11 protein-coding genes are annotated in these 12,912 nt (G+C 62.2%); 2 read left to right on the forward strand and 9 right to left on the reverse strand.

What is annotated here, in order from left to right:
• Positions 1–205: 205 nt before the first annotated feature.
• Positions 206–2,722 (reverse strand): primosomal protein N', encoded by a 2,517-nt coding sequence (priA, locus tag FTO74_RS13455; RefSeq protein WP_162538603.1) that lies wholly within the window; start codon positions 2,720–2,722, stop codon positions 206–208.
• Positions 2,723–2,761: 39 nt separating this feature from the next.
• The gene (locus FTO74_RS13460) at positions 2,762–3,868 is read right to left on the reverse strand and encodes an acyltransferase (RefSeq protein WP_162538604.1); all 1,107 of its coding nucleotides are present in this window, start codon (positions 3,866–3,868) and stop codon (positions 2,762–2,764) included.
• A 154-nt stretch (positions 3,869–4,022) separates the two neighbouring features.
• Between FTO74_RS13460 and FTO74_RS13465 the strand changes: the two genes are divergently transcribed.
• Entirely contained in the window at positions 4,023–4,928 is a 906-nt protein-coding gene (locus tag FTO74_RS13465; RefSeq protein ID WP_162538605.1) for an energy transducer TonB, read from the forward strand.
• Between the two features lie 74 nt (positions 4,929–5,002).
• On the opposite strand, the gene FTO74_RS13470 is transcribed toward FTO74_RS13465, so the two are convergent.
• The 5 genes from FTO74_RS13470 to FTO74_RS13490 form a co-directional block, all read right to left on the reverse strand.
• Entirely contained in the window at positions 5,003–5,956 is a 954-nt protein-coding gene (locus FTO74_RS13470; RefSeq protein ID WP_162538606.1) for a uracil-DNA glycosylase, read from the reverse strand.
• A 124-nt stretch (positions 5,957–6,080) separates the two neighbouring features.
• Entirely contained in the window at positions 6,081–6,290 is a 210-nt protein-coding gene (gene rpoZ, locus FTO74_RS13475) for a DNA-directed RNA polymerase subunit omega (protein WP_162538607.1), read from the reverse strand.
• Positions 6,291–6,387: 97 nt separating this feature from the next.
• Positions 6,388–7,050 (reverse strand): guanylate kinase, encoded by a 663-nt coding sequence (gene gmk, locus FTO74_RS13480; RefSeq protein ID WP_162538608.1) that lies wholly within the window; start codon positions 7,048–7,050, stop codon positions 6,388–6,390.
• 32 nt (positions 7,051–7,082) lie between these two features.
• Positions 7,083–7,997, reverse strand: coding sequence for a YicC/YloC family endoribonuclease (locus FTO74_RS13485; protein WP_162538609.1), 915 nt, complete (start codon positions 7,995–7,997; stop codon positions 7,083–7,085).
• Positions 7,994–9,829, reverse strand: a complete 1,836-nt coding sequence (locus tag FTO74_RS13490) for an ABC transporter ATP-binding protein (RefSeq protein ID WP_255462266.1) — start codon at positions 9,827–9,829, stop codon at positions 7,994–7,996. The genes FTO74_RS13485 and FTO74_RS13490 overlap by 4 nt, the downstream gene beginning before the upstream one ends.
• A 221-nt stretch (positions 9,830–10,050) precedes the next feature.
• Between FTO74_RS13490 and FTO74_RS13495 the strand changes: the two genes are divergently transcribed.
• Complete coding sequence (locus tag FTO74_RS13495; protein WP_162538610.1) at positions 10,051–11,223, forward strand: acyltransferase; 1,173 nt, start codon at positions 10,051–10,053, stop codon at positions 11,221–11,223.
• A gap of 35 nt (positions 11,224–11,258) precedes the next feature.
• Here FTO74_RS13495 and rapZ read toward each other — a convergent pair whose 3' ends face one another.
• Positions 11,259–12,269: an RNase adapter RapZ gene (gene rapZ / locus FTO74_RS13500; RefSeq protein ID WP_162538611.1), complete on the reverse strand. Its 1,011-nt coding sequence runs from the start codon at positions 12,267–12,269 to the stop codon at positions 11,259–11,261.
• Positions 12,270–12,417: 148 nt separating this feature from the next.
• On the reverse strand, positions 12,418–12,765 hold the full coding sequence (gene raiA, locus FTO74_RS13505) for a ribosome-associated translation inhibitor RaiA (protein ID WP_162538612.1): 348 nt from the start codon (positions 12,763–12,765) through the stop codon (positions 12,418–12,420).
• Between the last annotated feature and the right edge of the window lie 147 nt (positions 12,766–12,912).

The raw sequence follows: 12,912 nt of genomic DNA on the forward strand, positions 1-12,912 counted from the left end.
CGCCGGGCGGGCGGCACTTCGTGCTGTACTCGGCTTCGCATGGTCCTCCCGCCGGTCGGAGTTGAGATGGGGTGGCACATGAGGGCCAATGCTCCCTACGCCACAGAAAGCGCTGAAGGCGCGCTTTATACCAGCCTGGGGCAACGCCCCAGGTAACCGATTGCGAAGAGGGAGATGAGGGCTGAAGGCCCGATCTATCTCTCTCTTACATCAGGTGAACCGCGTCCACATCCACCACCAGATTGCGACGCGGAATCTCGTTCGCCTCGGCAAACTGCAACATGGCGCGCAACGCATCTCCCAGCACCTGTCGCCGCTCGGCCTTCACCACAAAGTGGAAGCGATAGATGCGCTTCAGCCGCATGATGGGCGCAGCAGCAGGCCCCAGCACCCGCAGCCCGACGACTCCCTGCTGCTCGAACCATCTCCCCAGCTTGGCCGACCAGCCCGCCGCCTCCTCCATCGCGGGGCTCTCCACCACCACATTCGCCAGCACGGCAAAGGGCGGATAGTGCATCCAGCGGCGGTACTGCATCTCCTTGGCGACGAAGCCCGGATAGTCGTGCTCGGCCGCGAACTTCACCGCGTAGTGGTCTGGATGATAGCTCTGCACCAGCACCTTCCCCGGCAGCTCGCCGCGCCCGGCCCGGCCCGAAACCTGCGTCAGAAGCTGGAAGACGCGCTCGGCGGCGCGGAAGTCGGGCAGCCCCAGCGCGTGGTCCGCTCCCACCACACCCACCAGCGTCACGCCATGAATATCGTGCCCCTTGGCGATCATCTGCGTGCCCACCAGCAGGTTGATCTCGCCCGCATGCAGCCGATGTAGCAGCCGCTCCATATCGCCGCGCCCGCGTACTGTGTCCCGGTCCATGCGCCCGATGCGAGCGCCGGGAAAGATCTCCTGCAACCGCTCTTCTCCCTGCTGCGAGCCTGCTCCGAGAAAGTAGAGGTGCTCGCTCTGGCACTTGGGACAGGTCTTGGGCACGCCGCGCCGGAAGCCGCAGTAGTGGCACTCCAGCCGCTGTCCGGGCTGCGCGATGCCGTCGCCCGAGTCGGGCACAGGCTTGTGGTAGGTCATCGAGATGGCGCAGTTTTCGCACTCGATCTTGTCGCCGCAGCTTCGGCACATGACCACGAACGAGTACCCCCGCCGGTTGAGCAGGATGATGACCTGCTCGCCCCGATCCAGCGTCGCCTGGGTCTCGTCGATCAGCTTGCGGCTGAAGATATCCTCGCGGCCTGTCTCCTGAAACTCCTGCCGCATATCCACCAACTCCACCGCGGGCATCGGCCGGTTGGCGACGCGGCTGCGCATCTCGATCAGCCCGTAGCGCCCGCGCTCGGCGTTGGCCCAGCTCTCCAGCGACGGCGTCGCCGACCCCAGCACCACCACTGCCTCGTTCAGCTTGGCCCGCATCACCGCCACGTCGCGACCGTGGTAGCGCGGCGTCTCCTCCTGCTTGTAGCTGGAGTCGTGCTCCTCATCGACGATAATCAGCCCCAGCCGCACCATCGGCGCGAAGATGGCCGAGCGCGTACCCACGACAATTCGCGCCTCGCCCCGCCGTATGCGATGCCACTGCTCGGCGCGCTCATCGGGCGTAAGCTGCGAGTGCAGCAGCGCCACCTCGCTGCCGAAGGCCGCGTGCATCTGCCCGGCCATCGCGGGCGTCAGGCCGATCTCCGGCACCAGCAGCAGCGCGCTGCGGCCTGCGTCGAGCGCCCGCTGCATGGCGGCGAAGTACACCGTCGTCTTGCCCGATCCGGTGATGCCGTAGAGCAGGTGCGGGCGGAACCCGCCCTTCTCCATCGCCGCCGCGATGGTGCCGACGGCCTCCATCTGCTCCTCGTTGAGCGCGTGCTCGTGCGCATGCTTCTTGCCCGCCTGCCCCACGCCGCCCAGGTGAAACTGCTCGGGGGCCTCCTCAATCGCCACCAGCCCGCGCTTGACCAGCGTCGTCAGCGAACTCTCCGGCACGGCCTTGCGGCTGAGCACCTCGCGCAGGTCGCGCACGGCCATCCGTCCGCCCACCGCGGCCAGTTCGGCCAGCACGGCGAGCTGGTTCTCGTTCAACTTCGGCAGCCTCGCGCCGGGCTGTCCCTGCTGCTCGGCCCCGGTAAGCACGGCCACCTTGTACGTTCGCCGAGCGTCGCGCTCCTCGGCCAACGCCTCGCGCACCAGCCACTTCTTCCGCACCATGCCTTCAAGCAGCGCCTTATTCGCCTGCGTCGCCGAGCGCAGCGCGGAGATCTTCGCCGACTCGCCGCTCTCGAGGTAGTTCAGCACGGCATACTCGCGGTTCTGCTCCTCTGGCGTCAGCTTCGAGCGCCGCGACGAGCCCTTGGCCGCGCCCTCGTACAGCACGCGCCGCCCCGCCTCGCCGATCCGGTAGACCCACTGCCGCCGCACCTCGGCCGAGAGCGGCAGCATCCCGCGCAGCACCTCGCCCAGCGGCGCGCAGTAGTACTGGGCGACCCACGACCCCAGCCGCATCAGCTCATCGGACAGGATGGCCTGATGGTCCATCACCTGCTGGAGCGGCTTGGCCTCGACGCCCTCGGGCAGCGGCTGGTCGTGCACCCGCACCACGACGCCCATCAGGCGCTGTCCGCTGAAGGGAACCAACACCCGCGCGCCGACGACAGGCACCCGGTCGTTCACCGCATAGGTAAACGTCCGATCGAGCGGAACCGGCAGAGCCACATCGCAGAAGGAAGCCACACTCCCCAGTGTATCGAGTCCGGCGCAATGCCCGAAACGCTACTTGCCTATCAGAACGCGACGCACGACACCGCGCATCGGCTCCTCGTAGTAAAGAAACAGAAAACAGCAGAACACGATGAGCACCACGGGCGTAACCGCGGCATCAAGCCCCGGGTGGAAGTGCGCAAAGAGTACATGCATCAGGTTGCGTATTGGAGCCTGCAGGATGTAGATCGAGAAACTGGCCCCACCCAGCAACAACATCGGAGGACTGGAGAGAAGGTTCGTCAGCCAGCCCTTGCCTACCGCAAGACGGAAGATAGCCCACGCAAAAGAAAAGAGAGCGGCAGCAATCAGGTAACGATCCTCGACTCTAAGGGAGATCACAATGCCGCCTGGAATCAGGCCCGCCAGCGTCAACCAATCATTGGTGCGCCAATCCGGCGAGGCACTCTGCCGCTCCATAAAGAGAGCACCAAGCGACATCCCCAGGATGAACTCCGGCAGGCGCAGAACCGGCAGCAGGATGTGACGATTGACCCATGAGTCGAAGACTCCGGGAGCAAGGTTGGGAGCATGAAACGCGATTCCGATTGCGACCATCAGCCCCGCTATCGACCACAACACCGCTGGAGACCGGCGACGGCGAAAGAACAATAACAGCAAGGGAAAGCAGAGGTAGAAAAAAAGCTCCACCGAGAGGGTCCAGGCCTGCCCGATGACCGCCATCCCCGTCTTCGAGGTAACTGGAAACCAGGCTTGCAGGAGTGGAATCACAAGCCACTCCCGCCCCTGCGGAAGCGTTCGCGAGAGACAGGTGGCGATGACGAGAGCGAGAAGGTAGACCGGATAGACGCGCGCCAGACGAGCGACGAAGTATTTATAAAGATCGCGGCCCGTCTTCAGGTTGTCCTGATACGTGTAGTACAGGATGAAACCCGAGAGCATGAAGAAGAGGCAAACACCGAATCCGCCGTGTCGCAGAAAAGCAATGAAGGGGGAGGGCATGTGCATGTGGTCGAAGAAGCCCGCCCCAAAGTGAAACAACAGAACCCAGAAAGCCGCAAAAAAACGAATACCCGTAAGAGCATGAAGACCAGGACGGCGGATCCGCTTGCCTGGAGTCGGAACCAGGCCCTCATGAAGCAATTCTTCCGTGGACATTGCAAAATTGTAGCCTATGCAGATTAGCCCGAAGTTCAGGCAGAGAGCCCCTGAAGTAGACGGGTAGGGAGCATATCTCATACGCCTTTCACCTCGCTGCGTTATTCTGTCGGTCGAAGATTCCGTAACGTCTCCGGAACCAGGAAGCCTCCGCTTGAAAGCACTCCTCCCGATCGCCCTCCTCCTCGCCTCCTCCGGCTCTCCCGCCCGGGCCGCCGCTCAGGCCGTCTCCGCCCAGCCGTCTGCCGCCGCGACGCTGAACGACGAGCCCATCACCCCGCCCTCGGTGGTCTATCCCGAGGAGGCCAAGAAGGCGCGCATCCAGGGCGTCGTCGTGCTCGAGATCAACGTCTCGGCCAAGGGCGAGGTGATCGGCGTGCGCGCCGTCTCCGGTCCCGAGCCGCTGCGCCAGGCCGCCGTAGATGCCTACCGGCACGCCGCCTACCGTCCCCTGCTCACCGACGGCAAGCCAACCCCGGCCATCATCACCACCAGCGTCAATTTCAACCTGAAAGAGCTGCCGCCGGATACCGACCAGAAGATCGACGCGGCCTTCGAGCCGCTGCACGCCCGCTGCCAGACGCTCTCGGCCCAGAACTCCGCTGACGCCGTGGCCGCGTGCCAAGAGGCGCTCGCTATGGCGAACCGTTTCTCCCCGCGCTTCGAGACAGGCGTCCATGCTACGGCGTACAACGACCTCGTCCTGGCGCTGATCGCCGCCAAGCGCAAGCCCGAGGCCAGCCAGCTCGGCGAAGAGGCCGTCTCCCGCTTCGTCGACCTGAACCCCGACGTGATGCACCACTCGCCCGCCGCCGCCACCGCCTTCATCACCCGCGCCGAGATCCGCTCGCTGACGAACAACCTGCGGGGCGCGGAGAAGGACTGCCTTGCGGCCGAAGAGATCATCCGCAGCCTGCTACAGAATGAGGCCGAAGTGGATAAGTCCGCGAACTACCGGCAGCAGCTACGCGAGACCATGCTGCTGCGCGCCGCCGTCCTTGATGAGCAGCACAAGACATCGCAGGCGAAGAAGCTGCGGGAGCAGGCCCGGTACATCTAGAAACAACGACAAAAGCGCCCTAACGCCGGGCGGCGGCACTTCGTGCGGTTCTCGGCGCTTCGCGTGTTTTTTGCCTAAGCCTTCTTCGGCCCCTTGAGCCCCATCTCCGCCATCACCATCTGCAGGTCCTTCCACGCCTCGCCCTTCTGGCGCGGATCGCGCAGCAGGAACGCCGGGTGATAGGTCACCAGCACCCTGGCCCCGCGACTCTGACGCCACGTACCCCGCAGCGAGGTCAGCGACTGCCGTACCCCCAGCAGGTAGGTCGCCGCCGTGGCCCCCAGAGCCACGATGAACTCCGGCTGCACCACGTCGATCTGCCGTGCGAGAAACGGCCTGCAAGTCTCGGCCTCGACCGGCTCGGGGTTGCGATTGCCCGGCGGGCGGCATTTGACGATGTTCGCGATGTAAACCTCTTCGCGCTTGAGGCCCATCGCCGTAATCATGTTGTTCAGCAACTGTCCGGCCTTGCCCACGAAGGGGATGCCGCTGGCATCTTCATCCGCGCCCGGCCCCTCGCCCACAAACATGAGCCGCGCGTTGGGATCGCCGTCGGCGAAGACAATCTTCCGACGTCCCGCATAGGCCAGCGGACAGCGTGTGCAGTCGCCGATATCCTCTTGGATGGCACGCAGGGCAGCAGCACGGTCGGCGGGCGCGATCCGCGTCGTGGGCAGGCGGATGAGGCTGTGAAGCGGAACTGGTTTGGCCATGGAATCACTAAACGCAGAGGGAACAGGCGCGGGTGGCGGTGCCGGAGGACGCACGGCAGGCGCACGTAGAACAGAGGCAGGTGGAGCGGGAGCCTGCAACGCAGGATCAGGCAAAACAGGTGTGCGCACTACGGGAGCCGCCGCAACGCGTTCCCTGACCACAGGCATCGGTGGCTCGGGTAGAGCCTCAGGTTGAGCAGAAAGCACCTGCTCCAGCTCGACCGGCTCACCGTTCCGATAGAAGTCATGCACGCCCATATCCCGGAAGTACTCGAGATACGCACGCACCGCATCGTTCTGCTTTTCGACCGCCATCTTGCCAGCCTACAGCAATCGGCCTGAGGAAACCGAGCCAAGTAAAAGCAGATGCTCGCTGCCGACCAGCAGAAGGCCCTCAGCAGATTACTCGCCCATATCGCCCCCAGAACGGCACGAAGTGCTAGATAAGAGTGTCGACTGCCGGAGCCACGATGCGCTCGTTCAGCACGAACGTCACCTGCCCGGCGCGAATCTCATCCTGCGCCACACGGCACGCCTTCATCGACTTTGAAGCCGTCAGCGGAGGAGCGCCTGACTGTAGCTGCCGCGCACGGCGAGCAGCACCCTTGACCAAGCTGTACTTGTTGAACAGAGCATTGTCTGTCGTCATAGATTTACCTCGGTGACTTCGACTCTACCCCTAAACATCGGCCGCTACCACAAAAAACGATAGTGGATAACGAGTCCCTAACTCTTTTAGTCCCGCTTTAGCTCCGGGCAAAGCTCGCAAGCGCCGCCTGAAGACGGCTCGAAGCGGCATCGGTACGGCAGCTCGCGGCCATCGCCTGCACCCCGTCCCCCTGCCCACGCTCGGTGAGCACGATCGCCTTCATCTCCGTCACAGCTTGGTCCAGAACATCGTTCACCAGCGCGTACTTGTACTCGCGCAGCCGGTTTAGCTCCTTGCGCGCCTCGCTCAGACGCCGCCCGATGACCTCCTCGGAGGTCATGTTCTCGGCCTCGCTGCGGTTGCGCAGACGCATCTCCAGCACCTCGGGGCTAGGTGGCAAAATAAAAATCGAGACCGCCGACGGCAGCTTCTGCATGATCTGCACCGCGCCCTGCACGTCGATATCGAGCAGCAGGTCCTTGCCCGCAATCCGCGCATGATCGAGCGCCGAAAGCGCCGTGCCGTAGTAGTTGCCGAAGACCTCGGCGTACTCCAAAAACTCGCCCGCGGCGATCATCCGCTCGAAGTTCTCGCGGGTGGTGAAGTGGTACTCGCGCCCGTTCTCTTCCGAGCCACGCGGCGCGCGCGTCGTGTAGGAGACCGAAAAGTCCAGCCCCTCGACCAGTGTCCGCAACTGCGTCACCAGCGTTGATTTCCCCGAGCCCGACGGGGCCGAGATGATGAAAAGAATGCCTGCCATGTTGTTGTCAGTGTAGCTGCTTAGCCGGAAAACTACTCCAGATTCTGCACCTGTTCCCTGGCCCGTTCCAGTTCAACCTTCACCTGTAAACCCAAATCGGTAATGCGCAGCCCGGCCTCCCCGGCGGCTCCCCCCGTCTTCGAGAGCAGAGTGTTGGCCTCGCGGTTCAGCTCCTGCAACAGGAAATCGAGCTGCCGCCCCAGCTCGCCGCCCGCCTCCAGCAACTCCACGAACCGGCCCACGTGCGTCCTGAGCCGCACCAACTCCTCCTCCACGTCGCCGCGTTCGGCCAGCATCGACGCCTCGATCAGGATGCGCTCCTCAGCCACCTGAACCCCGGCTCCTTCGAGCAACTCCGCCAGCCGCGTGCGCAGCCGACCCACCTGCGTCTCGGCGATGCTCCCGCGCAGCCGCGTCACCTCGTCCACCACGGCCTCGATGCGCCCCATTCCAGCCAGCAGCTCCAGCCGCAGCGCCTCGCCCTCAGCGGCGCGCACCGCGTCGAAGCGGTCCACCAGCTCCGGCACGGCAGCCAGCACCGCCGCAGCCATCTCGGCATCCTCCGCCCTCACTGCCTCAGCCGCGATCACGCCAGGCATCCGCAGCAGCTCGTGTACTTCCGGATCACCACTCAATCCCAACAGACCCGAGGCACGCCGGTAGACCTCCGCATACGAGGCCAGCAGAGCCTCGTTCAACTCCAGACGCCCGCCAGCCGTGGCCTTCTCAAGCTGAAGCCCAAACTCCACATGCCCGCGCCGCAGCCGCTCCTTCAGCGTCTTGCGCAGAGCCGCTTCCAGCCCCTCCAGACCGTTCGGCACCCGCACCAGCAGGTCCAGATGACGATGGTTCACGCTCTTCAACGTCAACGCGAAACCCACCTCCCCGGACGCTCCACGCGCCGTAGCAAAGCCCGTCATCGACCGAACCGGATTTGCAGAACTCATGCCACACCCTCCACATCACTATCGTCCTGGAACTGAAGATCGTGCAGCCGCCGATACGTCCCCATCCGCGCCAGCAACTGCTCGTGCGTCCCCATCTCGGTGATGCGCCCGTGCTCCAGCACCACGATCCGCGTGGCCCGCCGCACGGTCGAGAGCCGGTGCGCGATCACGAACACCGTGCGCCCCTGCATCAGGTTCGCCAGCGCCGCCTGCACAAACTTCTCACTCTCCGCGTCGAGCGCGCTGGTCGCCTCGTCCAAGATCAGCACCGGCGCGTTCTTCAGGATGGCCCGCGCAATCGCCAGCCGCTGCCGCTCGCCGCCGCTCAGCCGCACGCCCTTCTCGCCGATCTTCGTGTCGTACCCCTCCGGCATCCGCAGGATGAAATCGTGCGCCAGCGCCATCTTCGCGGCTGACTCTACATCCTTCAGAGGCACATCCGGCTGGCCGTAAGCAATGTTATTCCGCACGGTGTCGTTGAAGAGCACCGTCTCCTGCGTCACCTTGCCGATCTGCTCGCGCAGTGACGCAATCGTCACATCGCGCAGGTCATGCCCGTCGATCAGGATGCGCCCCGAGGCCACATCGAAGAAGCGCGGAATCAGATTCACCAGAGACGACTTGCCCGCGCCGCTCGGCCCCACCAGCGCAATCACCTCGCCGCGCTGCACCGCCAGGTCGATGCCGTGCAGCACCGGCTTCATCTCGCCGTTGTCCTCGTAGGCAAAGCCCACGTTCTCAAAACGAATCTCCTCGTGGAAGCCCTTCAGCTCAGGCGCTTTGCGCTTCTCGCGCACGTCGTCCTGCGCGTCCATGAACTCGAAGATGGCCTCGCTCGCGCCCAGCGCCTGCTGGAAGCTGTTGTAGAAGAGCGCGAACTTGCGCACCGGATCGTAGAGCGTGAACGTCGCAATCAGAAACGCGATGAACGAGCCTTCGGTCATCTGGTGTAGCTTGATGCGATCGCGGCCCAGCAGCAGCAACAGCGCGATGCCGATGGAGCCGATAGCATCCATCAGGGGCGAGCTGATGGCCTGCACGCTGATCGCCTTGAGGTTCGCGGTGAAGAGCCGCCGCGCCGCCCGGCGAAACCGCTTCATCTCCCAGATCTCCATGCCGAACGCCTTCACGATGCTGTTGCCTGTGATGGTTTCGTGCAGGATGTTCTGGATCTCGGCCAGCTTGTCCTGGCCCTTACGCGTGGTGGAGCGCACGCTGCGCCCGATGCGCCGCGCCGACGAGATAACTACCGGCACAAACAGCAGCAGCACCCAGGCCAGCTTGCCGCCGTTGATGACCACCACCGCGGCCATAAAAAGAAAAGTGAAAAACTGCTGCAAGAAATCGCCCAGCACGGCGGACATCGCCGTCTGCACGCGCTCGATATCGTTGATGAGCGTCGAGAGCAGCGTGCCCGTGGTGTGCTTCTGGAAGAACGCCATCGACCGCCGCAGCACCGCGTCGTAGAGGTCGTTGCGCAGGTCGGTAATCATGCCGAAGCCCGCGTAGTTCACCAGGTAGGTGCCCGCGTAGTCGCAAACCGACTTCACGATGGCCGACGCGATCAGCGCATAGGCCACCACCGTCCAGGCGTTATGCAGTTGGCTAGGCACCAGAAAGTGCAGGTCGATCTGCCGCTGCACATGCGGAATCGAGAACCGCAGCAGGTCATCCGGCGGAGCATCGGGCTGCAACACCTTATCGAAAATAGGCTTGACCAACAGCACACGAAACGCCGCCATCAGCCCCACCATAGCCATCAGCAGCACGGAGCCCAGCGAGTAGAGCGCGTAGGGGACTCCGTACAGCAGCAGCCGCCAGACCCGCTTCAAATCTGCACTCCGTCGATATCTAAGCCGATCCGCACCAGATTATTCTACGCATGAGTAATCCACTCATAAAAACCGCGCATCTCCAAAAGCCGCTGTGCTATGCTCACCTTGCGAAGCCGCGTCGATAGAGAATGTTCGTGCGAACTACATATCAATCCCCCAAACACTAATTGGCAAAACTCAAAAGCGCCAGTTTACTCAACCGGGAGAGATCGGAAGGAATGCGACTGCAAAAACAAGCTACGCAGGCGCGGCCACTCACGCCGGCAGGTTCCATTGCGCTGGATGTCATTCGGTTTGGAGCAGCAGTTGCAGTCGTTGTCGGCCACTTATCCAACTACCCTTTCTCCCTGCACTGGCCTTATCTCCTGAAACTTGCGCTGAGTGCAGTGGCAGTCTTCTTTGTTCTCTCCGGCTTTGTGATTCGCCTGATCACAAAGGTCCGCCCGATTGAGGCTCGAGATTACGCAATTGATCGCTTCTCACGCCTGTACTCGGTGACCGTACCTGCCGTTTTATTTACTCTCCTGGCGGCTTTCGTGCTGCACCTGTTCCCTTCCACACGGTTAGGAAGTATCGTCGAATTCGACCTGAGAAAAATTGCTCCGCAAACTTTGGCAAATCTCACCTTTACCGCAGAGATATGGGGCTTTGACTTTCCGGTCAGCTTCAACTCTGTGTTCTGGTCTCTGTGCTATGAATTCTCCTACTATTGCTTTTACGGTCTGGCGTTCTTCGGCAGAGGCTGGGTGCGATGGGTTTCGCTTGTCGCCCTGGCACTCTTCGTCGGACCTCCCATTCTCTTTCTCCTTCCTCTGTGGCTCTTTGGCTGCTTGATTCACGATCTCTATCAAAAACTGCGCACCCAGCGAAACTCGCTCTCCTATCTTACCGGCATCTTCGCCACCGGGCTCATTGCGGTTGTGCTTTTGCGCCCCGTCCTGCGTAGCTTGGGCCATCGAGTTGCTGCGACGATGCCGCACTCAAGCCTCACAGGTCTACTTCATTGGAGCAAGGATCATGGCTTGCACCTTCTACAACGTGCAAGCTTTCACGCCTATGTGGTGGGAGTTCCAACCGGCCTTCTCTTGCTCTACCTACTTCTTCTGCTGGAACGATCGAAGCTGAGAAAAGACCATGCCGTCATTCCGATAATTCGCAGGATTGCCGATGGGACATTTTCCCTTTATCTCTTTCATCTGCCTTTGCTGATGCTGTTCGTGGCTTATATTCCCTATGACCGAACCAGCAATATCCAGAAAATCGCCCTCCTTCTTGTCACCATCGCATTATCCGTCCTGATAGAAATCCCTCTGAATCATTTCAAGCGTTTTCTCAGGAAGAAACTTTCGATCTCCAGTGCAGCATCTCGTTCGGTGGTCAGCACACGGTAGCTCATTGCCGCGTCCCGGCAGCCTGGCCTGCATCTTCACCGCGGCATATCCCGGTGCGAGCTTTTGACCCTATAACCACTGCCTTCGAGCCGCCGCTTCATCTCCTCGGCGATGAAGACCGAACGGTGCTGCCCGCCCGTGCACCCGAAGGCCACCGTCAGGTAGCTCTTGCCCTCCTTGATGTAGTGCGGCAGCAGGAAGTCGAGCATCTCGGTGGTCTTGTCGAGAAACTCCTTCGTCTGCGGAAAGCTCATCACGTACTTCGCCACCTGGGCGTCCCTGCCGGTCAGCGGGCGGAACTCGGGGATGAAGTGCGGATTGGGCAGAAACCGCACGTCGAAAACGAGATCCGCATCCGTCGGCACGCCGTTCTTGAAGCCGAAGCTCATCGACTGGATCGTCAGGTTGCGGTCGCTCTCGCCCTTGTCCTCGAACTGCGCGTGGATGTGCGCACGCAGCTCGTGCACGTTGAACTTCGTCGTATCGAGCAGGATATCGGCGACGTTGCGGATCGGGTCCAGCCGCTTGCGCTCCGAGCGGATCGACTCGAGCACCGTCTCGGTCACCTCTTTGCCGTGGTCGCGCGCGCGCTTGGCCAGCCCCATCGGATGCGGTCTGCGCGTCTCCGAAAACCGCCGCACCAGCGCGTCTTCGCTGGCTTCGAGGAAGACCACCTTCGTCGGCAGCACCTTGCGCACCTGCTTCAGGATCGCGGGAAACTTATCCAGCCGCATCCCCTCGCGCACGTCCACCACCAGCGCCGCGCGGGTAATCTCATTGGACTGGCGCACCAGATCGGCGAAGCGCGGAATCAACTCCAGCGGCAGGTTGTCCACCGAGTAGTAACCCAGATCCTCAAACGCCTTCAGCGCCGAGAGCTTGCCCGAGCCGGACATACCGGTCAGGATCACCAACTCGCCGTGGGCCTCGAGATAGCCCTCAGCCGCAGTTTTTTTCGCAATCTTTTTGGAGGAACTTTTGGCAGTCTTCTTCAGGGCAGTCTTGCTCGCTGCCTTTACAGTCTTCGCGGCTGGCTTGCGGCTCATGCAGAGATCGTAGCAGGTACTTCGTACCGTTCTCGGGGCGGCACGGGGGAGTTATCTTCTGAGGGCCTTCCATTGGTCGGCAGCTAACGATATCCGCTGCCGACCAACGGAAATCCCCCATACCACTTACTTATCTACACCGCAGCACCTAAGAGGCCGCCGCCTGATCCATCTCCACCACCAGGCTGGGCACTGACTTCGGATGTCGCTTCAGGGTCGTTCGGCGCTGCTGACTGCGAATCGCCTGCTGCTCCAGGCACCGCAGCGCGTCATGCAGGGCCACCGCCATCTCTGTCCCCTCACACAACGCAACCAGGCTCTGATCCCCGGTCTTCATCGTTACTTCCGCGATCTGCCGGTACTTTTCCCCGGTCAGAATCACATGGACACTCACCATCCTGCCCACGATTCGCTCAATCCTCAACAACCCCGCTTCCGCCTGCTTCTTCAACTTCGACGTAACGGTCGTGCATCGTCCGGTGTACTCAACGTTCATCAGTTCACCTCACTGCAACACAATCTATACCCTCCGATGCCGTCGATGCACTCCGTTGTTGTTCAAAACTCCTTGCCTCCGGAGATAAAGTCATCCAAAAAAAACACGGAAAATCCCGGATAAGACGGACAAGAACAAGCCAATCCC

It is taken from the genome of Granulicella sp. WH15, from assembly GCF_009914315.1.
Classification (GTDB): domain Bacteria; phylum Acidobacteriota; class Terriglobia; order Terriglobales; family Acidobacteriaceae; genus Edaphobacter.

What these genes read in the sequence shown, in the direction of transcription:
- rapZ (WP_162538611.1), bottom strand. Translation starts at nt 12,269, where the DNA reads ATGAGCCGCAAGCCAGCCGCGAAGACTGTAAAGGCAGCGAGCAAGACT.
- FTO74_RS13470 (WP_162538606.1), bottom strand. Translation starts at nt 5,956, where the DNA reads ATGGCGGTCGAAAAGCAGAACGATGCGGTGCGTGCGTATCTCGAGTAC.
- raiA (WP_162538612.1), bottom strand. Translation starts at nt 12,765, where the DNA reads ATGAACGTTGAGTACACCGGACGATGCACGACCGTTACGTCGAAGTTG.
- gmk (WP_162538608.1), bottom strand. Translation starts at nt 7,050, where the DNA reads ATGGCAGGCATTCTTTTCATCATCTCGGCCCCGTCGGGCTCGGGGAAA.
- FTO74_RS13460 (WP_162538604.1), bottom strand. Translation starts at nt 3,868, where the DNA reads ATGTCCACGGAAGAATTGCTTCATGAGGGCCTGGTTCCGACTCCAGGC.
- rpoZ (WP_162538607.1), bottom strand. Translation starts at nt 6,290, where the DNA reads ATGACGACAGACAATGCTCTGTTCAACAAGTACAGCTTGGTCAAGGGT.
- FTO74_RS13495 (WP_162538610.1), top strand. Translation starts at nt 10,051, where the DNA reads ATGCGACTGCAAAAACAAGCTACGCAGGCGCGGCCACTCACGCCGGCA.
- FTO74_RS13485 (WP_162538609.1), bottom strand. Translation starts at nt 7,997, where the DNA reads ATGAGTTCTGCAAATCCGGTTCGGTCGATGACGGGCTTTGCTACGGCG.